Consider the following 23,179-nt stretch of genomic DNA (forward strand, 5'->3'; position numbering starts at 1 on the left):
CCAACCACAAACTTTGTCAGACACGCCCTAGCTTGAGTTTTAACGTCTGAGTGGTCGGTGGTGACCCCTGTCGATCATGAGTGAAGCCCTTGGTCGATCATTCCTTCTTGCGACAGACGGAAGATCGAGCCAAGGGCTTCAATTGATCAGTGTGCACCACGCTGGCGCCACCGGCGCGGGCAGGGAGCTGTCCGCGCTCCGGCAGGAGTTCTACCGATGCCTGCCCCGGCGAGCGGACGCGTTGTTCGAGCTGACCGACGCAGTGTTGTGCGCGGACGGTCCGGTCCGGTCGATCGCGGAGCTGTCCCTGGCCGGTGAGCACCGTCGCGGCCACGGCAGCAGCTATGCCGCACTGGCACGCGGACGGGTCGACATCGATCGGCTACGCAACGCGCTGAGCGGGGTCCCGCTGCCGCGCGCCGCAGACGGGCGGCTGGTGCTGGCGGTGGACGTGACCTGCTGGCTGCGTCCGGAAGCACACACCTGCCCGCAGCGGATCTTGTGTCACACCTACGGCCGTGGCAGGGACCAGCACATGATGGTGCCGGGCTGGCCCTACTCCGTGGTCGTCGCGCTCGAGTCCGGGCGGGGTTCGTGGACCGCGCCGCTGGACGCGGTCCGGCTCACACCCGGCGACAACGCCGCAAACGTGACCGCCCAGCAGATCCGCGCCGTGGTGGGCCGCCTCGTCGCGGCCGGGCACTGGCGGCCGGGAGACCCGGACATCCTGCTGGTCGCCGACGCCGGCTACGACGGCCCCCGCCTGGCCCACGTGCTGGCCGATCTTCCGATCACCGTGCTGGTGCGGATGCGCACCGACCGGGTCCTGCACCGCCCGGTCCCGCCGCAGCGATCCGGCACGTTGGGCAGGCCCCGCCGCCACGGCGACGAGTTCGCTTTCGGTGACCCGGCCACCTGGGGACAACCCGATGCCGTCACCGAAACCACGACCCGGCTCTACGGTCCCGCGCTGATCCGGGCTTGGGATCGGCTGCATCCACGGCTGACCCACCGCATCGCCTGGGCCGGCCACGACGGCGCTCTGCCGATCATCGAGGGCACCGTGATCCGGCTGCAGGTCGAGCGCCTGCCCTCCGGCGCGATCCCAAAACCGGTGTGGCTCTGGCACTCGCGCACTGGCCTGGGCCACGCCGAGGTTGATCTGGCCTGGCAGGCGTTCCTGCGCCGCTTCGATATCGAGCACACCTTCCGCATGCTCAAGCAGACCCTCGGCTGGACCACCCCGAAACTTCGCTCGCCCGAGGCGGCCGACCGATGGACCTGGCTGCTGCTGAGCGCTTACACCCAGCTGCGGCTCGCCCGCGACCTCACAGCGGATCTGCGCCGCCCCTGGGAAAGACCCCGACCAGCCCTGCGGCTCTCCCCGGCACGGGTCCGCCGAGGGTTTCGGAACCTGCGTCCACAACTCGCCTGCCCGGCCGGTGTCCCGAAACCGTCGCGGCCCGGTCCTGGACGTCCCGCCGGAACAGTCAACCACCGGCCCGCATCACGCCACGACGTCTACGTCGTCACCAGCACGAACACCCGAAAATCCAAACACGGCAAGAACACCAGATCGAGCAACCCACGACCCCGCCGAACAGGTTAAAACCCAAGCTAGCTCATCCAGCCGGCTCAGGTCAGGTGCCGCAGCACCGCGGCGAGGGCCGGTGCGGGATCACCCGCGGGGCGGGTCACGCAGATGTGCCAGGTCGGCCCGCCGCGGGTGAACGGGCGGGAGGTCAGGTCCGGGAACCGCGCGGCGACCGACGCGGGCAGGATGCAGGCCCCCAGGTCGTGGCGGACGAGTTCGGCCGCCGCGGCCGCGTCCGTCACCTCGTGGGCGACCACGCGGCGCACCTGGGCCGTCTGGAAGGCGCGGTCGGTGGCCTCGCGGTTGGCCCAGCCGGGCGCGAAGTCCACCACCGCGGCCGTCGCCGCGTCGGCGGCGGTGATCGGGCGGTCGGCGGCCCGGTCGTCCGAGCCGCTCACGAACAGCATCGCCTCGCGGCGCAACGGCCGCGCGACCAGGCCTTCGGCCACCACGCAGTTCTCGACCGCGACCAGCGCGTCCACAGCGGACTCCCGGAGCGCGGCGAGCAGCTGCCGCGGTGGGGCCATCCGGACCTGGACCTGCACGCCCGGGTGCTCGCGCCGCAGCGCGGCGAGCGCGCGGTGCGGGTCGGGCCAAGCGCCGGGCATCACGCCGATGCGGACGCGCCCGCCGAGCTTCCAGCGCGCGCTGTCGACGGTGGCGCGAGCGTGCTCCGCGGCCTTCAGCGCGGCTCGCGCGGCGGGCAGGAACGCGCGCCCGGCCGGGGTGAGCGCGACGCGGTGCGTGGTGCGTTCGAACAGCGACGTGCCGAGATCACGTTCGAGGGCGCGGACCACCGTCGACACCGTCGACTGCACGGTGTGCAGCCGGTGCGCCGCGGCGGTGAAGCCACCCTCCTCGGCGACCGCGACGACGATCTCCAGCTGACGCAGGTCCATGCACCCTCCAGTCTCAGCGCCGCCCGCCCGGCAGCGGCAGCAGTTCGAGGTCGCCGCCCGCGAATCCCGGCGGCACCACCGCGAGCGCGTCGGCCAGCGCCGCGCCCCACAGCGACCCGGGCCGGTCGTGGCCCACCGGCGTCACCGACCGGCCCGACCACGCGACCGGCACGAGCCGCGTGTCCCTCTCGTGCACCGGCAGGGCAGCGCCGGCTCGCGCCGTCGCCGGCGGTGGCGCGCGGTGCCCGCCCAGCCGCAGCAGCAACGGCGACAGCAGCGTCAGCCCCGCCGCCAATGCCGCGAACGGGTTGCCCGGCAGCCCGGTTACGCACCGGCCGTCCGGCAGCACTGCGAGCAGTTGCGGGTGCCCCGGCCGGCACGCGACGCCGTCCACGCGCACGTCGGCCAGCAGCGCCCGCAGCACACCGCGCAGGTGGTCCGCCGGGCCCTTCGACGTCGCCCCGCACACCACCACGACGTCGGCGTCGCCCTCGGTCAGTGCCGCGGTGAGCGCCGTGGGCTGATCGGCCGGCTGCACCAGCCCGTGCTCCTCGGCGCCCGCTTCCGCCAGCAGACCGGGCAGCATCGGGCCGATGGCGTCGCGCACGCGCCCCGGCGCGGGCACGCCCGAGGTCTGGACCTCGTCGCCGGTCACGACCACCGACACCCGGGGCCGCCGGTGCACCAGCAGCGTGTCGTGCCCCGCGGCGGCGGCCGCACCCAGCACCGCGGCCGTCACCGTCGTCGACGTGGCGAGCAGCTCTTCGCCCTCGGGACAGTCCTCGCCGCGGCGCCGCACGTGCTTGCCGGACGCGACTTCACCGGCCACTCGACGTCCACTGTGGACGGCGTACTCGACGGGCAGCACCGCCTGCGTGCCCGGCGGCACGGGAGCGCCCGTGGCGATCTCGATCGCCGTGCCGGGCGCGAGCACCCCCGGGTACGGCTCGCCGCCCGCCCGGACCGCGCCCACGACGGTCCACGGCCCGGGCCCGGCGACGGCGTACCCGTCCATCGCGGAGTTGTCGTACGCGGGCATCGCCGTCAGGGCCCGGACCGGGCTCGCCAAGGCCCGGCCCAGCGCTTCGGCGAGCGGCAGCTCCACCGCCTCGAGCGGTTTCACCGCGTCGCGGGCGATCCGGCGGGCTTCGGCCCATCCCCGGTGCATGGCGTCCCTCCTACTCCGGCCGGACCGCGGCCCCGACCTCCGTCATCGCCCCGGTCCGCTCGTCGTACACGAACCCTCGCACGGACGAGGTGTGCGGCAGGAACGGGCTGCTGCGCACCCGTCTCAGGCACTGCCGCACGTCCTGCTCCACGTCGGTGAACGCCTCGGCCGACCAGGGCGGCCGGATGCCGGTGCCCTCCTCGACCTGCCGGGCGAACTCTGTGTCCGTGAAGGTTCGCATGCCGCAGTCCTCGTGGTGGACCAGGACGATCTCCCGGGTACCCAGCAGCCGCTGGCTCACCGCGAGCGAGCGGATCGTGTCTTCGGTCACGGCGCCACCGGCGTTGCGGATCACGTGGGCGTCGCCCTCTTCCAGGCCCAGCAGCCGGTACACGCTGATGCGCGCATCCATGCACGCCACCACCGCGACGCGCCGTCTCGGCCGCTTCACCAGCCGGCTGTGGTCGAGGCCGCGGTGGTAGCGCCGGGCGTTGGCGACGAGCTCGTCGATCTCGCCCACGGCTACGCCGTTCCCGCGAGGACCTCGCGCACCAGCCGCGCGGTCTCGCTCGGCGTCCGGCCCACCCGGATGCCCGCGGCCTCCAGCGCCTGCTTCTTCGCGGCGGCGGTGCCGGCCGAACCGGAGACGATCGCGCCCGCGTGGCCCATCGTCTTGCCCTCCGGCGCGGTGAACCCCGCGACGTAGCCGACGACGGGCTTGCTCACGTTGGCCTGGACGTAGGCGGCCGCGCGTTCTTCGGCGTCGCCGCCGATCTCGCCGATCAGCACGATCACGTCGGTGTCGGAGTCCTTCTCGAACGCCTCGATGGCGTCGATGTGCGTGGTTCCGATGACCGGGTCGCCGCCGATGCCGACGCACGTGGAGAACCCGATGTCGCGCAGCTCGTGCATCAGCTGGTAGGTCAGCGTGCCCGACTTGGACACGAGCCCGATCCGGCCGGGGCCGGTGATGTCCGCGGGGATGATGCCCGCGTTCGACAGCCCGGGGGAGATGAGCCCGGGGCAGTTCGGCCCGACGATCCGCGTCGTGCCGCCCTTCGCCACCGCGTGCGCCCAGAAGACCGCGGAATCGTGCACCGGCACGCCCTCGGTGATCACCACGGCCAGGCCGATCTCCGCGTCGATCGCCTCGATCACGGCGTCCTTGACGAACGGCGGCGGCACGAACAGCACCACCACGTCGGCGCCGGTCTGGGCCATCGCGTCCGCGACGCTGCCGAACACCGGCAGCTCGTGCTCGCCGATCGTCACCTTCGTCCCGGCCTTGCGCGGGTTCACCCCGCCGACGACGTTCGTGCCGGCGGCGAGCATCCGCTTGGTGTGCTTGGTGCCCTCGGCGCCGGTCATGCCCGACACGACGACACGGCTGTTCTGGTCCAGGAAGATCGCCACTTCTCAGGCCTCCGCGTTAGCTGGGACGGTCGCGAGCTTGGCCGCCTCGCGGGCGGCGTCGTCCATGGTCTCGACCACGGTCACGAGCGGGTGGCCGGCTTCGGCGAGGATCCGCCTGCCCTCGGCCACGTTGTTGCCGTCGAGGCGGACCACCAGCGGTTTCGTCGCGGCGTCGCCCAGGATGCCCAGCGCCTGCACGATGCCGTCGGCCACGGCGTCGCACGCGGTGATCCCGCCGAAGACGTTCACGAACACGCTGCGCACGGCTGGGTCGCCGAGGATCACGCCGAGCCCGGCCGACATCACCGCAGCCGACGCGCCGCCGCCGATGTCGAGGAAGTTCGCCGGGCCCCGCGCACCGACCTCGGCGGCCGCGGCGGCGACGACGTCCAAAGTGGACATGACAAGTCCGGCGCCGTTGCCGATCACGCCGATGTCGCCGTCGAGCTTCACGTAGTTCAGCCCCAGGTCCTTCGCCTTGCGCTCGAGCGGGTCGCCCGCGCTCGGGTCGGCGAACTCGGCGTGGCCAGGGTGGCGGAACTCGGCGTTGGCGTCGAGGGTGACCTTGCCGTCGAGCGCGATCACCGAACCGTCGCCGGTGCGTGCCAGCGGATTCACCTCCACGAGCGTGGCGTCCTCGGCGACGAACACCTCCCACAGGCGCACCAGCACGCCCGTGATCTCGTCCGCGACCTCGGCCGGGAACCGCGCCGCTGCCACGATCTCGCGCGCCTTGGCCTGGTCCACGCCCGTGAGCGCGTCGACCGGCACCTTGGCCAGAGCTTCGGGCCGGGTCGCCGCGACCTCCTCGATCTCCATGCCGCCGGCGACCGAGGCCATGGCCAGGAACGTGCGGCCGGCCCGGTCGAGCAGGTAGGAGACGTAGTACTCCTCCGCGATGTCACTGGCCTCGGTCACCAGAACCTTGTGCACGGCGTGGCCCTTGATGTCCATGCCGAGGATGTCGTCGGCGACCTGCTCGGCGTCGTCGGGCGTCCCGGCGAGCTTCACCCCGCCCGCCTTGCCCCGCCCACCGGTCTTCACCTGGGCCTTCACCACCACGGGTCCGCCGACGAGCACCGCCGCGGCGCGGGCTTCCTCCGGGCTCGTCGCGACGCGGCCGCGGGGGACCGGTACGCCGTGCGCGGAGAACAGCTCGCGCGCTTCGTGTTCGAACAGATCCATCGGAGTCCTTCCTGCTGGGCCGGTGACGGCCGCGACGGGAGACGTGTGGACGACAGGGCCACTCGGCGCGGGACGCGCGGTTGTCACGCGCCGCGCTACGTGAAAAACCTTCGGCAAAACCTGCGGATGGCCCTGGACAGCGGGTCGCTCGGAGAGTAATCCTAATGCCTACCTCATACGGTATGCAATCTACAGTTTGCGCAGAAGGTGCCGCTGACCTGGAGAGATGTCCTTCGCCGCGGCTGTGGACCGATGACAAGCGCACCGGAACGAGCGCGCGGATCAGAGAGGTCCGGCGTGAGACAAGAGGAGTTGAGCAATGGCGCCAACCACAACCGGCCAGAACGTCGACAAGGACCGGGCCGCCCCCTCGACGAACGGCGGCGAGCCGGCTCCGGACACGATCTCCGGTGGGCACCTGGTGGCCAAGGCGCTCAAGGCCGAGGGCGTCGACACGATCTTCACCCTGTGCGGCGGGCACATCATCGACATCTACGACGGCTGCGTCGACGAGGGCATCAACGTCATCGACGTACGCCACGAGCAGGTCGCCGCGCACGCGGCCGACGGCTACGCGCGCATCACCGGCCGTCCCGGCTGCGCGGTCGTCACCGCCGGCCCGGGCACCACCGACGCGGTCACCGGCGTCGCCAACGCCCTGCGCGCGGAGAGCCCGATGCTGCTGATCGGCGGTCAGGGCGCACTCACCCAGCACAAGATGGGGTCGCTGCAGGACCTTCCGCACGTCGACATGATGAGCCCGATCACCAAGTTCGCCGCGACCGTGCCGTCGACCGCTCGCGCGGCCGACCTGGTGTCGATGGCGTTCCGCGAGGCCTTCGCCGGCGCCCCTGGGCCGTCGTTCCTCGAGATCCCGCGTGACGTGCTCGACGCGCGGGTCCCGCTGTCCGCGGCCCGCATCCCCGAAGCCGGCCGCTACCGCGCTTCGACGCGCAACGCGGGCGACCCCGCCGACATCGAGCGTCTCGCCGATCTGCTGGTGCACGCCAAGAAGCCGGCGATCCTGCTCGGCAGCCAGGTCTGGACGACGCGGGCGACGGAACCGGCGACGGAACTCGTGCGCACGCTGAACGTCCCCGCGTTCATGAACGGCGCGGGCCGCGGCACGCTGCCGCCGGGCGACCCGCACCACTTCCAGCTGGCGCGCAGGTATGCCTTCACCAACGCGGACCTGATCGTGATCGTCGGCACGCCGTTCGACTTCCGCATGGGCTACGGCAAGCGGCTTTCGCCCGACGCCACGGTGGTGCAGATCGATCTGGACTACCGCACCGTCGGCAAGAACCGCGACATCGACCTCGGAATCGTCGGCGACGCCGGCCAGATCCTCGCCGCGGTGTCGGCGGCGGCTTCGGGACGCGTCGACAACGGCGCGGTGGCCCGCAAGCCGTGGCTCGAGGAACTGCGCGCGGTGGAAGAGCAGGCCAAGGAGAAGCGCCTGCCGCAGCAGCACTCCGACGCGAACCCGATCCACCCCTACCGGCTCGTGCACGAGATCAACGAGTTCCTCACCGAGGACTCGATCTACATCGGCGACGGCGGTGACATCGTCACCTTCTCCGGCCAGGTCGTGCAGCCGAAGTCACCGGGGCACTGGATGGACCCGGGTCCGCTCGGCACGCTCGGCGTCGGCATCCCGTTCGTGATGGCCGCCAAGCACGCCCGCCCGGACCAGGAGGTCGTCGCGCTCTTCGGCGACGGCGCGTTCTCGCTGACCGGCTGGGACTTCGAGACGCTGGTGCGGTTCAACCTGCCCTTCGTCGGGATCGTCGGCAACAACTCGTCGATGAACCAGATCCGCTACGGCCAGGCGCAGAAGTACGGGCTGGCGCGCGAGCGCATCGGCAACACCCTCGGCGACGTCCGCTACGACGAGTTCGCCCGCCTGCTGGGCGGCTACGGCGAAGAGGTGCGCGATCCCGCCGACATCGCGCCGGCACTGCAGCGCGCCCGCGAATCCGGCAAGCCCTCGCTGATCAACGTCTGGGTCGACCCGGACGCGTACGCCCCCGGAACCATGAATCAGACGATGTACAAGTAGTCGGGAGGCACGAGAAATGGGAAAGGCACTCGATGGCGTCCGCGTCCTCGACATGACCCACGTCCAGTCGGGACCGTCGTCGACCCAGATCCTCGCCTGGCTGGGCGCCGACGTGATCAAGCTGGAGACGCCAGGGCGCGGTGACATCACGCGCGGCCAGCTGCGGGACCTGCCCGGAGTGGACAGTCTCTACTTCACGATGCTCAACGGCAACAAGCGCAGCATCACGCTGAACATGAAGAGCGACGAGGGCAAGGAGATCTTCACCAAACTCGTGGCCGGTGTGGACATCCTCGTCGAGAACTTCGGCCCCGGCGTGGTGGACCGCTTCGGGTTCTCGTGGGAGAAGCTGCAGGAGATCAACGAGCGGCTGATCTACGCCTCGATCAAGGGCTTCGGCCCCGGCCGCTACGCCGACTTCAAGGCCTACGAGGTGATCGCGCAGGCCATGGGCGGCTCCATGAGCACCACCGGTTTCGAAGAGGGCCCGCCCACCGCCACCGGCGCGCAGATCGGCGACTCGGGCACCGGCATCCACCTCGTCGCCGCGATGCTCGCCGCGCTGTACCAGCGCACGAACACCGGCCGCGGGCAGCGGGTGCAGGTGGCCATGCAGGACGCGGTGCTCAACCTCTGCCGCGTCAAGCTGCGCGACCAGCAGCGGCTGACCCACGGCCCGCTCGGCGAGTACCCCAACGACGTGTTCGGCGAAGAGGTCCCGCGCTCGGGCAACGCCTCCGGCGGCGGCCAGCCCGGCTGGGCGGTGCGCTGCGCGCCCGGTGGCCCGAACGACTACATCTACGTGATCGTCCAGCCGGTCGGCTGGGCCCCGCTGACCCAGCTGATCGGGCAGCCTGAGCTCGCCGAGGACCCCGAGTGGGCCACGCCCGAGGCCCGGCTGTCCAAACTGGACAAGGTGTTCGCGCTCGTCGAGCAGTGGACCGAGCGCCACACCAAGTGGGAGGTCATGGAGAAGCTCAACGCCCACAACATCCCGTGCGGTCCGATCCTGTCCACGAAGGAGCTCATCGAGGACGAGACGCTCGCCGCCCTGGGCTCCGTGGTCGAGGTCGACCACCCCGAGCGCGGGAAGTTCAAGACGGTGGGCTGCCCGCTCAAGCTGTCCGACTCCCCGGTCGAGGTGGGCCGTTCGCCGCTGCTGGGCGAGCACAACGACGAGGTGTTGGGCGAGCTCGGCTACGGCACCGATGAACTCGAGCGGCTGCGCACCGCCGGCGTGATCTGAGGAGAGGACCGGATGACCACGGAAACCGGCCGCGAAGCGGTCGAGAAGATCCTGGAGCAGGCGGCGGCGGAGGGACGCTCGTCGCTGACCGCACCCGAGGGCCGCGCCGTGTGCGAGGCCTACGGCATCCCCACCCCGCAGGAGCGGCTGGCGACCTCGGCCGACGAGGCGGTGGCGCAGGCGGAGGAGATCGGCCTGCCGGTGGTGCTGAAGATCGTGTCGCCCGACATCCTGCACAAGACGGAAGCCGGCGGCGTGCTCGTCGGCCTGCGCACCGCCGAGCAGGTCGCCGAGGGCTACGCCACGATCCTGGCCAACGCCGAGGCCTACGACGAGAACGCGGCGATCGTCGGTGTTCAGGTGCAGCAGATGCTCACCACCGGCCAGGAGGTCATCATCGGGTCGGTCACCGACCAGACCTTCGGCAAGATCGTGGCCTTCGGCCTCGGCGGCGTGCTCGTCGAGGTGCTGAAGGACGTGACCTTCCGCCTGGCGCCGACGTCGGAGGACGAGGCACTGTCCATGGTGGACGGTATCGCCGCGGCCGAGGTGCTCGACGGCGTCCGCGGCGCTGAGCCGGTGGACAAGAAGGCGCTCGCGGCCATCGTGCACGACCTTTCGCGTCTGGTCACCGACTTCCCGCAGCTGGCGGAGGTCGACCTCAACCCGGTGCTCGCCACGGCCGAGGGCGCAACCGCCGTCGACGTGCGCATCCTCGTCGACCCGGAGGCGGCGAAGGAGCCGGTGCGGTTCACGCAGGAGGAGATCCTCGCGGCGATGAACCGGATCATGAGGCCGGCCGCCGTCGCGGTGATCGGGGCTTCGCCCGTGTCCGGCAAGATCGGCAACTCGGTGATGAAGAACCTCGTCAACGGCGGCTACGCGGGGGAGATCTACCCGATCAACCCGAAGGCGTCGGAAATTCTGGACCGCAAGGCGTACGCGAGCATCAGCGACGTGCCCGGGGACGTGGACGTGGCCGTGTTCGCGATCCCGGCGAAGTTCGTGCCCGCGGCGCTGGAAGAGGCCGGCAAGAAGGGTGTGGCCGGGGCGATCCTGATTCCGTCCGGGTTCGGCGAGACCGGGAACATCGAGCTGCAGAATGAGGTCGTCGCGATCGCGCGCAAGCACGGTGTGCGCATCCTCGGCCCCAACATCTACGGCTACTACTACACGCCGGAGAACCTCTCGGCGACGTTCTGCACCCCGTACGACGTCAAGGGCGGTGTCGCGCTCTCCTCGCAGAGCGGCGGCATAGGCATGGCGATCCTGGGCTTCAGCCGGTCGGCCGGCATGGGCGTGTCGTCCATCGTGGGCGTGGGCAACAAGGCGGACATCGACGAGGACGACCTGCTCACGTTCTTCGAGCACGACGACAACACCCAGCTCGTCGCAATGCACCTCGAAGACCTCAAGGACGGCCGCTCCTTCGCGGAGACCGCCAAGCGCGTCTCGGCGAAGAAGCCGGTGGTCGTGCTCAAGGCCGGGCGCACCTCGCAGGGTGCCAAGGCGGCGAGCTCGCACACCGGCGCGCTGGCCGGCAACGACAAGGTCTACGACGACATCCTGCGCCAGAGCGGCGTGATCCGGGCGCCGGGGCTCAACGACATGCTCGAGTACGCCCGCGGTATCCCGCTGCTGCCCACGCCGAAGGGCGAGAACGTCGTGATCATCACCGGCGCCGGTGGCTCCGGTGTGCTGCTGTCGGACGCGTGCGTGGACAACGGCCTGACTCTCATGGAGATCCCCGGTGATCTCGACGAGGCGTTCCGGAAGTTCATCCCGCCGTTCGGCGCGGCCGGCAACCCGGTGGACATCACGGGTGGCGAGCCGCCGTCGACGTACCGGAACACGATCGCCCTCGGCCTTGAAGACGACCGCATCCACTCCCTGATTCTCGGCTACTGGCACACGATCGTCACGCCGCCGATGGTCTTCGCGGAGCTCGTGGTCGACGTCGTCGAGGAGTTCCGCAAGAAGGGGATCCACAAGCCCGTGGTGGCGTCGCTGTCCGGGGACGTCGAGGTGGAGCAGGCGAGCGACCACCTCTACGCCCACGGCGTCGTCGCCTACCCGTACACGACCGAGAAGCCGGTTGCGGTACTCGGTGCCAAGTACCGCTGGGCGCGGTCGGCCGGGCTGCTCGGCTGATCACTTCCGGCGAGGGGGAAGGAGGCGTATCTTGCCGGACACCTAGCCGTCGGTGACGCGGGGGACGGGAGCAAGAGCACGAAGCGCCGGGCGCGCGCGGTCGCGCCCGGCGGGGGACAGGAGCCACCCCGCTCAGAGGGAACCGAAGTCAACGTTGACGAAAGAGAACTCTCATGACCGCAGCCCAACCGACGTACCAGGAGATCGTCGACGACAACGGACGCACTTACCGGATCGGTGAGAGCCCCAGAGACCTGATGGGCCGCTCGCGATCGTGGATGGTCTGGTTGCCGTGGATCGCCATGATGGCGGTCAGCGTGTTCGAGTACGGCTGGGGAGCCGTCGAAGGAACACTTGAGGAGAAGTACGGCTGGTCGTTGTCGGACGCGTTCTGGCTGGCCAGCATCTGGGCCGTGTTCCAGGCCGGGGTCGCGTTCCCGGCCGGCCGGCTGCGCGAGAAGAACATCGTCTCGGCGAAGACCGCCATGCTGCTCGGCGCGCTCTTCTCCGGGATCGGCTACTTCACCATCGCGCACAGCGGGAACCTGGTGCTGGCGTTCATCGGGTACTCGGTCCTCGGCGGCACGGGCGCCGGACTGGTCTACGCCACTTGCATCAACATGGTCGGCAAGTGGTACCCGGAGAAGCGCGGTGCGCGCACCGGTTTCGTGAACGGCGGCTTCGCCTACGGTTCGGTGCCGTTCATCTACCTGTTCAGCGCCTTCCTCGGGCACGAGAACCTGACGATCACCCTCGACGGCATCGGCCTCTACATGCTGGTGGTCGTGGGGATCTGCGGGTTCTTGTTCAGGGACCCGCCGAAGAACTGGTGGCCGGCCGAGGTCGACCCGATCGCGTGGCTGAAGGGCAAGGCTGCCGGCAGCGCCAAGAGTCTCGAGAAGAACCCGCCGGCCGTGCGGCAGTTCACCCCGATGGAGGCGATCAGGACCGGCATGCTCCCGCTGATGTGGGTCACGCTGATCGTGATCGGCGGAGTCTCCCTGTTCGGCATCAACTTCCAGGTGCCGTTCGCCGAGGAAAGCCACTTCGGCGCGTTCGTCGCGGCGTCGTCGGCGGGCATCCTCGCGATCGTCAACGGCGTCGGGCGAGGCCTCGTCGGCTGGGCCTCCGACCGCATCGGCCGCAAGGCCACGCTGTTCTGGGTCCTGGTGATCGCGGCGGTGGCGCAGTTCGGCGTGATGTGGTCGGGCAACACGCACAGCCTGTTCTGGTTCATGGTGTTCGCGGTGCTGACCGGGTTCGGCAGCGGCGCGTTCTACCCGCTGTTCGCGGCCCTCGTGCCGGACTACTTCGGGGAGAACCACAACGCCACCAACTACGGCATCGTCTACAGCGCCAAGCTGATCGGCGGTGTCGGCGGTGGTGGTCTCGCCGCGGGCGTGATCGCGGCGTGGGGTTACACCGGTGCCTACATCCTGGCGGGCTGCATCGCATTGCTGTCGGCCCTCATGGTGCTGTTCCTGCGCCAGCCGGGCCGCCGCAGCGGCCCGACCGCGTCGGAGCAGAGCGGGGCCGGCGTGATCGCGCAGACCTCACCCGCCACCGGGACCGCTGGCAACTGACGCCTGCCGGAGGAACCGGGTAGAGGGCCGGGGAGTGAGGGGGCGGCTGACGCCCGCCCCCTCACTCCCCGGCTGCTTCGGGCCGCTCGTGGAACGCCTGCCGCGTGCGTTCCGTGTGCTGGGCCATGATCTTCTCCGCCTTGACGACGTCGTGGGCGGCGATGGCTTCGATCAGTTCGGCGTGCTCGTGCCACGCGTCGTGGCCGCGGGGCCGGGCGATCGGCGTGTAGTACCAGCGCACGCGGCGGTCGACGAGCCCGATCAGCTCGGTGAGCACGGCGTTGCCGGTGAGCTCGGTGATGAAGGTGTGCAGGTCGGCGTTGGCCGTGACCAGACCTTCGCCGTCGTCCGCGGCCAGCGCCTCGAGGCCGGCGTTCTGCAGCTCCCACAGCCGCGCGACGTCCTCTTCGGACGCGCACGCGGCGGCCAGGCGTGCGGAGTGCGTTTCCAGCACCGCCCGCACGCCGAGCAGCTGGTCGGCTTCCTCGTCGGTGGGCAGGTGCACGAAGGCGCCCTGGGCCGGCCGCAGGTCGACCCAGCCTTCGGTCTGCAGCCGCTGCAGGGCTTCGCGCACCGGCTGGCGGCTGACACCCAGGTACTCCGCGAGATCGGCCTCGACCAGGTGCTGCCCGGGTTCGAGCGTGCGGTTGATGATCAGCTCCGCGAGCGCTTCGTACACGACCTGCCGCAGCGGGGCGGGGCGCTCCACGCGCTTGGCCGACTTGGCCGCGAGGGACCCCTTGGCGCTGCGCCGGCCGGTGGGCCCGCGATCGGGCAGGGGAGAGGCGGTTTGGCTCACGGGGCACCTCGGCTCGGAAACGCGGTGGCTGGGAAAAAGCGGATTTCGACGATCTGGGACAGAGAATACAGGTTTTGGTATGCAAAATCCCAACTCTTCACCCTGTGGGCTGGATCTCACCCGAAGTGGATGAACGCCGCGTCCGGAAATGACTTCGGGTACCGGGTCCGGGTGCTCTGCCCGGGTGTCATCGGCGGATTCCATGACCGGACCCTGGTGCCGGGACGCATCACGGGATACTGTATGCAATCGCCGTGTTCGACCGAGCGGGAGGCACACCATGCGGGTTGCTGTTCTGGGCGCGGGCGCGATCGGCGCCTACGTGGGTGCGGCGTTGCACCGAGGCGGCACCGAGGTCCATCTGGTCGCGCGCAAAGCCCACCTCGAGGCGATGCGCGAACACGGAGTGCGGGTGCTGAGTCCCCGGGGCGACTTCACCGCACGTCCCCACGTCACCGACGACCCGGCCGAGATCGGCCCGGTCGACTTCGTCTTCCTCGGGCTCAAGGCCCACTCCTACCCGGGCAGCGGAGAGCTGCTCGAACCGCTGCTGGGACTGGACACCGCGCTCGTCGCGGCGCAGAACGGCATCCCGTGGTGGTACTTCCACGGCCTGGCCGGGCACCCCCTGGAGGGCCACCGCGTCGAGACCGTGGACCCCGGCGGCGCGACGAGCCGCGTCATGGCCGTGGAGCGCGCCATCGGCTGCGTCGTCTACTGCTCGACCGTGATCGAGGAGCCGGGCGTGATCCGGCACCTGGAGGGCACGCGCTTCTCCCTGGGCGAGCCGGCGGGCGGGATTTCGCCCCGCTGCGTCGCGCTGTCCGAGGCGATGATCACCGGCGGGCTCAAGGCCCCCGTGGAGCCGAACCTGCGCGACGACATCTGGGTCAAGCTCATGGGCAACGTCGCCTTCAACCCGCTCAGCGCGCTAACGCGGGCGACGATGGCCGAGATCTGCGAGCACGACGAGACGCGCGACCTCGTCGCCACGATGATGACCGAAACCCTTGCGATCGCCCGCGCGGCCGGCGCGGATCCGCGGGTCTCCGTGGAGAAGCGGATCGACGGCGCCTGGCGCGTCGGTCACCACAAGACGTCGATGCTGCAAGACCTGGAAGCCGGCAAGCCGCTGGAGATCGACGCCATTATCGGCGCCGTCGTCGAGCTGGCCGAGCTCACCGGGGTACCCGCGCCCGCGTTGCGGCACGTGCACGCGGCCATCGGCTTGCTGAACCGCACGGCCACCGCCGTGCCGGTCGGCTAGACCACCACCCACCACCCGGAGGCAAGAGGATGAAGCGCAGGCAGAGCACGACGCCGTACGCCCGGCTGACCGAACCGCTCGTGCGGGACTCGGGCGTGCTGCGACCGGCGACCTGGGAAGAGGCGCTCGACCGCGCCGCGGACGGATTCCGGCGCACGCTGGAGACGAAGGGCCCCGAGGCCTTCGGCATGTTCTCCTGCGCCCGGGCCACCAACGAGATGAACTACGTGGCCCAGAAGTTCACCCGCGCCGTGATGGGCACGAACAACGTGGACTCGTGCAACCGGACTTGCCACGCCCCGAGCGTGGCGGGCCTGGCGCGCGTGTTCGACAGCGGCGGCGGGACGTCGTCGTACCAGGAGATCGAAGACGCCGACGTCATCGTGATCTGGGGCGGCAACCCGCGCGAGGCCCACCCGATCTTCTTCCAGCACGTGCTCAAGGCCGTCCACAAGGGAGCGAAGCTGTTCGTCGTCGATCCGCGGCGCACGAGCACGGCGAAGTGGGCGCACCGGCAGCTGCAGCTGGAGGTCGGCACCGACATCCCGCTGGCCAACGCGATCGCCCGCGAGATCATCCACTCCGGACTCGCCAACACCACGTTCATCGAGCGCGCCACCGAGGGCTACGAGGAGTTCGCGGCGTCGGTCGAGCCGTGGACGCTGGAAGTCGCCGAGCAGGTGACGAAGGTGCCGGCCGAGCTGATCAAGGAACTGGCGCACACCTACGCGCGGGCCGACCGGGCGCAGCTGTCGTGGACGCTCGGCATCACCGAGCACCACAACGGCACCGACAACGTGCTGTCGCTGATCAACCTGTCGCTGCTGGCCGGGCAGGTCGGGCGCTACGGCGCCGGGCTGAACCCGTTGCGCGGGCAGAACAACGTGCAGGGCGGCGGCGACATGGGCGCGATCCCGGACCGGCTGCCCGGCTTCCAGGACGTGCTGGACCCGGCGGTGCGGGCGAAGTTCGACGCCGCCTACGGCTCGCACATCCCGCCGTACAAGGGCAAGAACCTCACGCAGATGCTCGAGGCGATGGAGGACGGCCTGCTCACCTGCGTGTACGTGGTGGGGGAGAACCCTGTGCAGTCCGAAGCGGACTGCGAGCACACGATCAAGCGGCTGTCCAACGTCGAGCACCTGGTGGTGCAGGACATCTTCCTGACCAAGACGGCGCAGCTGGCCGACGTCGTCCTGCCCGCCTCGGCCGCGTGGTGCGAGAGCGACGGCACCTTCACCAACAGTGAGCGGCGGGTGCAGCGGGTGCGCAAGGCGGTGAACCCGCCGGCGGGGGCGCGCGACGACATCGAGCTGATCTGTGAGCTCGCGCGCCGGCTCGGGCACGACTGGCACTACAGCGGCGCCGACGGGCGCGAGGTGTGGGACGAGCTGCGTTCGCTGTCGCCGATCCACGCCGGCATGAGCTACGAGCGGCTCGAGCAGCTCGGCGGGATCCAGTGGCCGTGCTACAGCGAGGACACGCTGGAGCCGTCGTTCCTGCACGCCCGGCTGTGGGCCGAGGATCCGGCCGAGCGCGGCCGGCCCGCGCCGTTCACCGTGCTGCGCCACAGCCCGCCGGTCGACGTCCTCGACGACGAGTTCCCCCTGCGCCTCACCACGGGTCGCCGGCTCGACTCGTACAACACCGGCGTGCAGTCGGGTGGGTTCCCGTCGCCGCGGCGACGCGGCGAGACGCTGGACCTCTGCGCGGCCGACGCGGCGCAGCTGGGTGTCGCGGAGGACGAGCTGGTACAGGTTTCCTCGCGGCGCGGCGCGATCGTCGCCCCGGTCCGGATCGACGAAGGACTGCGGCCCGGCCTGGCGTTCATGACGTTCCACTTCCCGGACGAGGTCGACGTCAACGTGATCACCATCGAGGCCACGGACCCCGTGGCCGGCACCGCCGAGTACAAGGCCGCTGCGATCCGGGTGGACAAACTCCCCGCCACAGCGGTCGCGGGCTGAGGGGGGCGGGCATGGACCTCCAGTTCCTGGACCTCGCCGCCTCGGCGGAAGAACGCGCGGCGGTCGACGCCCTGCCGGCCGGCGCGGACCGTGACCAGCTGCTGCCGGCACTGCACGCGGTGAACGACCGCGTCGGCTGGATCAGCCAGGGCGCGCTGAACTACATCTGCGAGAAGCTGCACGTGCCGCCGGCGGATGCGTACGGCGTCGCGAGCTTCTACTCGCTGTTCTCGCTCACCGAGCGGCCCGAGCGCGTGGTGCACGTGTGCACCGACCTCGCGTGCCGAGTCAACGGCGCCGACACGGTGTGCGAGACGCTCACCGAACACCTCGGGCCCGCGGGCAAGGCACGGGGCGGCGTGACGTGGCTGCGCAGCCCGTGCCTGGGCGTGTGTGAGAAGGCGCCGGCGGCGCTGGCGTTCGAGGCCGGCGACCCGCCGGGCACCGAGCTGGTCGCGCCGGCCACCGGCGCGTCGGTGGTGCTGGCGGCGCGGCGCTCACCGTCTACAGCGGACGGTGCCGCGCCGGTGCTGCACCAGCCGGACCGCGAGTCGCTGCGGCTGCTGCACCGGGTCGGGGCGGTCGACCCGGAGAGCCTCGACGACTACCGCGCCACCGGCGGATACGCGGCGCTGCGCAACGCGCTGCAGCTCGGGCAAGCGGGGGTGATCCGCGAGGTCACTGACTCCGGGCTGATGGGCCGCGGCGGCGCCGCGTTCCCGACCGGGCGCAAGTGGGACGGCGCCGCGCGCCAGCCCGAGCTGCCGCACTACCTGGTGTGCAACGCGGACGAGAGCGAGCCCGGCACGTTCAAGGACCGGGTGCTGCTGGAGGGCGACCCGTTCGCCCTGGTGGAGTCGATGACGATCGCCGCCTACGCGATCGGCGCGACGCGCGGGTTCCTGTACCTGCGCGGTGAGTACCCGCGCGCGCGGCGGCTGGTGCAGAACGCGATCGACGTCGCCCGCGAACGCGGGTTCCTCGGCGTGGACATCATGGGCCACGAGGGGTTCTGCTTCGACCTCGAGATCCGGCGCGGCGCGGGCGCCTACATCTGCGGCGAGGAGACGGCGATCTTCAACTCGATCGAGGGTTTCCGCGGCGAGCCCCGGTCGAAGCCGCCGTTCCCGACGGAGCAGGGGCTGTTCGGCAAGCCGACGGTGGTGAACAACGTCGAGACGCTCTACAACGTGCCGCTCATCCTCACCGCGGGGTACGCCGCGTTCCGGGAGATCGGCACGGAGAAGTCCACGGGGCCCAAGCTGTTCTGCCTCTCGGGCAACGTGCGCAAGCCCGGGGTGTACGAGGTGCCGTTCGGCACCACCCTGCGCGAGCTACTCGAGCTGGCCGGGGGAGTCGGTGAGGGCCGTGAGCTGCGGGCCGTGCTCCTCGGTGGCGCGGCAGGCGGGTTCGTCCGGCCGGACGAGCTGGACCTGCCGCTCACGCTCGAGGACGCCCGCGCGGCCGGCACCACGCTCGGCTCCGGCGTGGTGCTGGCCCTCGACGACCAGGCCGACCTGGGGAAGTTCCTGCTGCGCATCGCGTCGTTCTTCCGCGACGAGTCGTGCGGGCAGTGCGTGCCGTGCCGCATCGGCACGGTGCGCCAGGAGGAGGCGGTGAGCCGTATCGTCGGCGGCCGCAAGCTCGGCACCGGGGCCGACGACCTGGCGCTGCTGCGCGAGGTCGGGCAGGTGATGCGCGATTCGTCGATCTGCGGCCTCGGGCAGACCGCGTGGAACGCGATCGAATCGGCCGTGACCCGGCTGGGCGCGCTGAACGGAGGACACCAATGACGACCGACGGACCGATCCTTCCCGTGGAGCAGCCATGACCGTTGTCGACATCGGACTGCCGAAGCGGCTCGTCGAGTTCACTTTGGACGGTGAGCCCGTCCTGGTGCCCGAGGGCGGCACGATCCTGGACGCGTGCACCGCGGCCGGGAAGGCGATCCCGACGCTCTGCTACGGCGACACCCTCAAGCCCGCCAACGCGTGCCGGGTGTGCATGGTGGAGGTCGAGGGCTCGCGGACGCTGGTGCCGTCGTGCTCGCGCAAGGCGGAACCGGGCATGGTGGTGCACACGGACTCCGAGCGGACGCGGACGAGCCGCAAGGTCGTGCTGGAGCTGCTGGGCTCGGCGACCGACCTGTCGACCACACCCGGTGTCGCCGAGTGGATGGCGGAGACGGGCGCCGACCCCGATCGGTTCGGCCCGCCGGCCCCGCCGTCGGACGAGCGCGACGAAGCCCTGCCCGGGGAGCACGAGCCCGTCGACGGCCTGACCGCGGCGACCGTGCGGCAGCCGGTCAAAGTGGACAATGCACTCTACGTGCGCGATTACGGCAAGTGCATCCTGTGCTACAAGTGCGTCGACGCCTGCGGTGACCAGTGGCAGAACTCCTTCGCCATCTCGGTGGCGGGACGCGGGTTCGGCGCCCGCATCTCCACGGAGTTCGCGGCGCCGCTGCCCGACAGCGCTTGCGTCTACTGTGGAAACTGCGTCGAGGTGTGTCCCACGGGGGCGCTGAGCTTCAAGCGCGAGCACGACAAGCGCGAAGACGGTACCTGGGACGAAGCCCGCCAGACGCAAACCACGACGGTGTGCACGTTCTGCGGCGTGGGCTGCAACCTGACCCTGCACGTGCAGGACAACGAAATCGTGAAGGTCACCAGCCCGCACGAGAGCTCCGTGACCCACGGCAACCTGTGCATCAAGGGCCGCTTCGGCTGGCAGCACGTGCAGAACACCTGACGGCGGCCCCGACCCGCCTCGCCTGAGCGGACCCGCCGTCCCCGTTCCCGGCCGCCCCCAGCCGCCGACGTGCCGGACGGCGGGTCCCATGCGCTCTTCTTCCGTTCACAAACCAGGAGAACAACCGAATCGAAAGGGGGCAACGGTGCCTTCTGCCGAAGAACTGTCCCGGCTGGTGGCGTCCGCGGTGGCGCCGGTCGCCGCCGACGCCGACCGGCTGGCCCGCTTCCCGCGCGCGGCGCTGACCTCGTTGAGCCGCAAGGGTGTGCTTGCCTTGACCTCGTCGCGGCGGCTCGGCGGAGGTGGCCACGGGCTTGCCGAAGCGGCGCGGGTCGTCGAACTGGTGGCACGGGCGTGTGCGAGTACGGCCACGGTGCTGCGGTCGCACTTCGCCTCGGTCGCGGTGCTGGAGGCGCACGGCGACCAGGCCGTGCGCGCGGAGCTCGCGGCCGGCCGGCACCTGAGCACGCTGGCGTTGTTCGACGCCGGGCCGGGCTCTCGCCTGCTCGCGCCCGGCGGAGTGGCTTGCGCGCACGACGGCGTGGTCGATCTGCACGGCGGCAAGGCGGGTGTGGTCGCGGCGGGTGAGGCCGACAGCTACGTGTGGTCGAGCCGGCCCGCGGGTGGCCGCGGTGCCGCGACGCTGTGGTTCGTGCCCGGTCACGCGCCGGGCCTGTTCGTGCCGGCGCTGCCGGGCGGCGGCCTGGGCCTGCGGGCGTGCGCGGCCACGACCGTGCGGGCGGATCCCGTGCAGCTACCCGAGAACACCGTCCTCGGCGGCGACGGCGCGGGCGCCGATGTGGTGCTCGATCTGGCGCTGCCCTGGTTCCTCGGGCTCGGCGCGGCCGTCGCCCAGGGCATCGCGGAATCGGCCATCGAGCGGACGGCGGCCCACGCGGCCGCGGGCGCCTGTGCGCCGGGGGAGCCGCGCGCGGAGCTGGCGCGGATGCGGCTGCGCGCGGCGGCCGTGCGCGTGCTGACCGGCGACGCGTTCGCGACGTACAGCTGGGATCCGGCCCACGCGCTGCCGAAGCTCTTCCACCTCTGGCTGGCCTCCGCGGAAGCCGTTGTCGCGGTCACCGAGCAGTCGTTGCGGCTGTGCGCGGGCGCGGCCTTCCCCGGCGACGCGGCGCTCGAACGTTGCTTCCGCGACGCGCGGGCGCACTGCTCGCTCGAGCCGACCGTCGACACCGTAGTCGATCTCGCGGCTCGCGCCGGCGGTGAAATCGCCGCCGGTCCGGCGTTCGGCGAACTGCCGCTCGCTCGTTGACCGAGCCCAGGTCGGATCGGTATTCTCGAAGTACGGAAGAAAGATTCCACAATACGAAATATGAGGTTCGAGCGATCCGATGAGCCGAGGTATCCGATGACCGGTCCCGCCGGGGTGCGGCACGCGCTGCCCTACACCGCCAACCTGTCGATCCTGTTCACCGAGCTCCCGCTGCTCGAGCGCGCGCAGGCCGCTCGGGCAGCGGGCTTCACCGCGGTCGAGTACTGGTGGCCGTTCGACGGCGCCGACCCGCGCTCGGTCGAGGTGGAGAAGTTCGTCCGGTCGATCGAACGGGCCGGCGTTCAGCTGACCGGGCTGAACCTGTTCGCCGGCGACATGGCCGCGGGTGACCGCGGGCTCATGTCGTGGGTCGGGCGCGAGGCCGAGTTCGCGGTGAGCCTGACCATCGCGATCGGGATCGCGGAGCGGCTCGGCTGCCGCAGCTTCAACGCGCTGTACGGCAACCGGATCGAGGGCATCGCACCGTCCGAACAGGACGCGCTGGCGCTCGAGCACCTCGCCACGGCCGCCGAGGCCGCGGCGAAGATCGGCGCGCAGCTGGTGCTGGAACCGTTGTCGGGCACCCCGGCCTACCCGCTCAAGACGGCGGCCGACGCCGTCGCGGTGCTCGACCGGCTGGGGCCGGCCGACGTGCGGCTGCTCGCCGACCTCTACCACCTGGCGGTGAACGGCGACGACCTCGACTCCGTGATCGCCGAGTACACCCCGCGCACCGGGCACGTGCAGATCGCCGACGCGCCGGGCCGGCACCAGCCGGGCACGGGGGAGCTGGACCTCGAGGGACACCTGGAGAAGCTGGAGGCGGCGGGCTACCGCGGGCACGTGGGGATCGAGTACAAACCGGACGGTTCGACGCTCGAGTCCCTGGCCTGGCTGCCGGAAGAGCGAAGGGGCAAGTGATGAGCAGGATCGGATTCATCGGGCTCGGCGTGATGGGCACGCCGATGGCCGCCCACCTGGCCGGTGCCGGACACGAGGTGAGCGGGTTCGACCTGAACCCGGACGCGTCGGCGAAGCTGACCGCCGCGGGCGGGCGCGCGGCCGCGGACGTGGCCGACGCGGTGGCCGAGGCGGACGTGGTGATCACCATGCTGCCGGACCACCCGCAGGTCGAGCAGGTCGTGCTGGCGCCGGGTGGTGTCCTGGACGTCGCCAAGCCGGGCACGCTTCTGGCGGACATGAGCACCATCCGGCCGGAGACGTCGATCGCCGTGGCGCAGGCCGGGTCGGAGAAGGGGATCCGGGTGCTCGACGCGCCGGTCTCCGGCGGGCAGGCCGGCGCCGAGCAGGCGTCGCTGTCCATCATGGTCGGCGGCTCGGCCGAGGACTTCGAAGCGGCCAAGCCGGTCTTCGAGCTGCTCGGCAAGACGATCGTCCACGTGGGACCGCACGGCGCGGGCCAGGTCGTCAAGGCGGCCAACCAGCTCGTGGTCGGCGGCATCTACGGACTGGTCGCCGAAGCGATCGTGCTGCTGGAAGCGTCCGGTGTGGACGCCGGCGTCGGGCTCGACGTGCTCGCGGGCGGCCTCGCCGGCAGCCGGATCCTCGAGCTCAAACGCAAGTCGATGGTCGAGCGGCAGTTCGCACCGGGCTTCCGGATCGATCTGCACCACAAGGACATGGGGATCGCGCTGGCCGCCGCACGGCAGGCCGACGTGGCGCTGCCGCTGACCGGGCTGGTCGCCCAGCTCGTGGCCGCCGGGACGTCGATGGGCTACGGCTCGCTCGACCACTCCGCGCTGCTGAAGGTCGTCGAAGGCGTTTCCGGACGCCCGTCCGAGGAGGTCTGACGATGGCCCGAGT

At 71.0% G+C, this 23,179-nt stretch carries 18 protein-coding genes; 12 read left to right on the plus strand and 6 right to left on the minus strand.

What is annotated here, in order from left to right; translation table 11 throughout:
* Positions 1 to 151: 151 nt before the first annotated feature.
* Positions 152 to 1,609, plus strand: a complete 1,458-nt coding sequence (locus tag I6J71_RS20205; protein ID WP_239155398.1) for an NF041680 family putative transposase — start codon at positions 152 to 154, stop codon at positions 1,607 to 1,609.
* A gap of 26 nt (positions 1,610 to 1,635) precedes the next feature.
* Here I6J71_RS20205 and I6J71_RS20210 read toward each other — a convergent pair whose 3' ends face one another.
* Genes I6J71_RS20210 through sucC form a run of 5 tightly spaced genes read right to left on the minus strand, consistent with a single transcriptional unit; the run spans position 1,636 to position 6,259 of the window.
* Entirely contained in the window at positions 1,636 to 2,493 is an 858-nt protein-coding gene (locus I6J71_RS20210; RefSeq protein WP_204096129.1) for a LysR family transcriptional regulator, read from the minus strand.
* 13 nt (positions 2,494 to 2,506) lie between these two features.
* Positions 2,507 to 3,661 carry a molybdopterin molybdotransferase MoeA gene (locus tag I6J71_RS20215; protein WP_204096130.1) on the minus strand — a complete coding sequence of 385 codons (1,155 nt, stop codon included), beginning with the start codon at positions 3,659 to 3,661 and terminating at the stop codon, positions 2,507 to 2,509.
* Between the two features lie 10 nt (positions 3,662 to 3,671).
* Positions 3,672 to 4,181, minus strand: a complete 510-nt coding sequence (locus I6J71_RS20220) for a carbonic anhydrase (RefSeq protein WP_304503276.1) — start codon at positions 4,179 to 4,181, stop codon at positions 3,672 to 3,674.
* Between the two features lie 2 nt (positions 4,182 to 4,183).
* The gene (gene sucD / locus I6J71_RS20225; protein ID WP_204096131.1) at positions 4,184 to 5,074 is read right to left on the minus strand and encodes a succinate--CoA ligase subunit alpha; all 891 of its coding nucleotides are present in this window, start codon (positions 5,072 to 5,074) and stop codon (positions 4,184 to 4,186) included.
* A 3-nt stretch (positions 5,075 to 5,077) separates the two neighbouring features.
* A complete protein-coding gene (gene sucC, locus I6J71_RS20230) occupies positions 5,078 to 6,259 on the minus strand; it encodes an ADP-forming succinate--CoA ligase subunit beta (RefSeq protein ID WP_204096132.1) in 1,182 nt (393 codons plus the stop codon).
* A gap of 319 nt (positions 6,260 to 6,578) precedes the next feature.
* Here sucC and I6J71_RS20235 point away from each other — a divergent pair, with 319 nt between their 5' ends.
* The 4 genes from I6J71_RS20235 to I6J71_RS20250 all read left to right on the plus strand — a co-directional run bounded on the left by I6J71_RS20235 (position 6,579) and on the right by I6J71_RS20250 (position 13,301).
* On the plus strand, positions 6,579 to 8,321 hold the full coding sequence (locus tag I6J71_RS20235; RefSeq protein WP_204096133.1) for a thiamine pyrophosphate-binding protein: 1,743 nt from the start codon (positions 6,579 to 6,581) through the stop codon (positions 8,319 to 8,321).
* 16 nt (positions 8,322 to 8,337) lie between these two features.
* Positions 8,338 to 9,567, plus strand: coding sequence for a formyl-CoA transferase (gene frc / locus I6J71_RS20240; RefSeq protein ID WP_204096134.1), 1,230 nt, complete (start codon positions 8,338 to 8,340; stop codon positions 9,565 to 9,567).
* Positions 9,568 to 9,579: 12 nt separating this feature from the next.
* A complete protein-coding gene (locus I6J71_RS20245) occupies positions 9,580 to 11,718 on the plus strand; it encodes an acetate--CoA ligase family protein (protein ID WP_204096135.1) in 2,139 nt (712 codons plus the stop codon).
* A gap of 173 nt (positions 11,719 to 11,891) precedes the next feature.
* Complete coding sequence (locus tag I6J71_RS20250; RefSeq protein ID WP_239155077.1) at positions 11,892 to 13,301, plus strand: OFA family MFS transporter; 1,410 nt, start codon at positions 11,892 to 11,894, stop codon at positions 13,299 to 13,301.
* A 61-nt stretch (positions 13,302 to 13,362) separates the two neighbouring features.
* Here I6J71_RS20250 and I6J71_RS20255 read toward each other — a convergent pair whose 3' ends face one another.
* The gene (locus I6J71_RS20255; RefSeq protein ID WP_204096136.1) at positions 13,363 to 14,100 is read right to left on the minus strand and encodes a GntR family transcriptional regulator; all 738 of its coding nucleotides are present in this window, start codon (positions 14,098 to 14,100) and stop codon (positions 13,363 to 13,365) included.
* A 280-nt stretch (positions 14,101 to 14,380) separates the two neighbouring features.
* Between I6J71_RS20255 and I6J71_RS20260 the strand changes: the two genes are divergently transcribed.
* From I6J71_RS20260 to I6J71_RS20290, 7 genes are all read left to right on the plus strand, one after another.
* Complete coding sequence (locus I6J71_RS20260; protein WP_204096137.1) at positions 14,381 to 15,367, plus strand: 2-dehydropantoate 2-reductase; 987 nt, start codon at positions 14,381 to 14,383, stop codon at positions 15,365 to 15,367.
* A gap of 29 nt (positions 15,368 to 15,396) precedes the next feature.
* Positions 15,397 to 17,334: a molybdopterin oxidoreductase family protein gene (locus tag I6J71_RS20265; RefSeq protein ID WP_204096138.1), complete on the plus strand. Its 1,938-nt coding sequence runs from the start codon at positions 15,397 to 15,399 to the stop codon at positions 17,332 to 17,334.
* An 11-nt stretch (positions 17,335 to 17,345) separates the two neighbouring features.
* Positions 17,346 to 19,127 (plus strand): NAD(P)H-dependent oxidoreductase subunit E, encoded by a 1,782-nt coding sequence (locus tag I6J71_RS20270; RefSeq protein ID WP_204096139.1) that lies wholly within the window; start codon positions 17,346 to 17,348, stop codon positions 19,125 to 19,127.
* A gap of 34 nt (positions 19,128 to 19,161) precedes the next feature.
* Positions 19,162 to 20,085, plus strand: a complete 924-nt coding sequence (locus I6J71_RS20275) for a 2Fe-2S iron-sulfur cluster-binding protein (RefSeq protein WP_204096140.1) — start codon at positions 19,162 to 19,164, stop codon at positions 20,083 to 20,085.
* 145 nt (positions 20,086 to 20,230) lie between these two features.
* Positions 20,231 to 21,355: an acyl-CoA dehydrogenase family protein gene (locus I6J71_RS20280; protein ID WP_204096141.1), complete on the plus strand. Its 1,125-nt coding sequence runs from the start codon at positions 20,231 to 20,233 to the stop codon at positions 21,353 to 21,355.
* A 96-nt stretch (positions 21,356 to 21,451) separates the two neighbouring features.
* Positions 21,452 to 22,276: a hydroxypyruvate isomerase family protein gene (locus I6J71_RS20285; RefSeq protein WP_204096142.1), complete on the plus strand. Its 825-nt coding sequence runs from the start codon at positions 21,452 to 21,454 to the stop codon at positions 22,274 to 22,276.
* Entirely contained in the window at positions 22,276 to 23,166 is an 891-nt protein-coding gene (locus I6J71_RS20290; RefSeq protein WP_204096143.1) for a 2-hydroxy-3-oxopropionate reductase, read from the plus strand. The genes I6J71_RS20285 and I6J71_RS20290 overlap by 1 nt, the downstream gene beginning before the upstream one ends.
* The last annotated feature ends 13 nt before the right edge of the window (positions 23,167 to 23,179 follow it).

The sequence above is a fragment of the Amycolatopsis sp. FDAARGOS 1241 genome (genome assembly GCF_016889705.1).
Lineage (GTDB): Bacteria > Actinomycetota > Actinomycetes > Mycobacteriales > Pseudonocardiaceae > Amycolatopsis.

Bases quoted from the DNA above. Each gene is read 5' to 3' on its own strand.
- I6J71_RS20235 (WP_204096133.1), top strand. From the start codon at position 6,579: ATGGCGCCAACCACAACCGGCCAGAACGTCGACAAGGACCGGGCCGCC.
- I6J71_RS20290 (WP_204096143.1), top strand. From the start codon at position 22,276: ATGAGCAGGATCGGATTCATCGGGCTCGGCGTGATGGGCACGCCGATG.
- sucC (WP_204096132.1), bottom strand. From the start codon at position 6,259: ATGGATCTGTTCGAACACGAAGCGCGCGAGCTGTTCTCCGCGCACGGC.
- I6J71_RS20265 (WP_204096138.1), top strand. From the start codon at position 15,397: ATGAAGCGCAGGCAGAGCACGACGCCGTACGCCCGGCTGACCGAACCG.
- I6J71_RS20275 (WP_204096140.1), top strand. From the start codon at position 19,162: ATGACCGTTGTCGACATCGGACTGCCGAAGCGGCTCGTCGAGTTCACT.
- I6J71_RS20285 (WP_204096142.1), top strand. From the start codon at position 21,452: ATGACCGGTCCCGCCGGGGTGCGGCACGCGCTGCCCTACACCGCCAAC.
- I6J71_RS20245 (WP_204096135.1), top strand. From the start codon at position 9,580: ATGACCACGGAAACCGGCCGCGAAGCGGTCGAGAAGATCCTGGAGCAG.
- I6J71_RS20270 (WP_204096139.1), top strand. From the start codon at position 17,346: ATGGACCTCCAGTTCCTGGACCTCGCCGCCTCGGCGGAAGAACGCGCG.
- frc (WP_204096134.1), top strand. From the start codon at position 8,338: ATGGGAAAGGCACTCGATGGCGTCCGCGTCCTCGACATGACCCACGTC.
- I6J71_RS20215 (WP_204096130.1), bottom strand. From the start codon at position 3,661: ATGCACCGGGGATGGGCCGAAGCCCGCCGGATCGCCCGCGACGCGGTG.
- I6J71_RS20250 (WP_239155077.1), top strand. From the start codon at position 11,892: ATGACCGCAGCCCAACCGACGTACCAGGAGATCGTCGACGACAACGGA.
- I6J71_RS20210 (WP_204096129.1), bottom strand. From the start codon at position 2,493: ATGGACCTGCGTCAGCTGGAGATCGTCGTCGCGGTCGCCGAGGAGGGT.
- I6J71_RS20260 (WP_204096137.1), top strand. From the start codon at position 14,381: ATGCGGGTTGCTGTTCTGGGCGCGGGCGCGATCGGCGCCTACGTGGGT.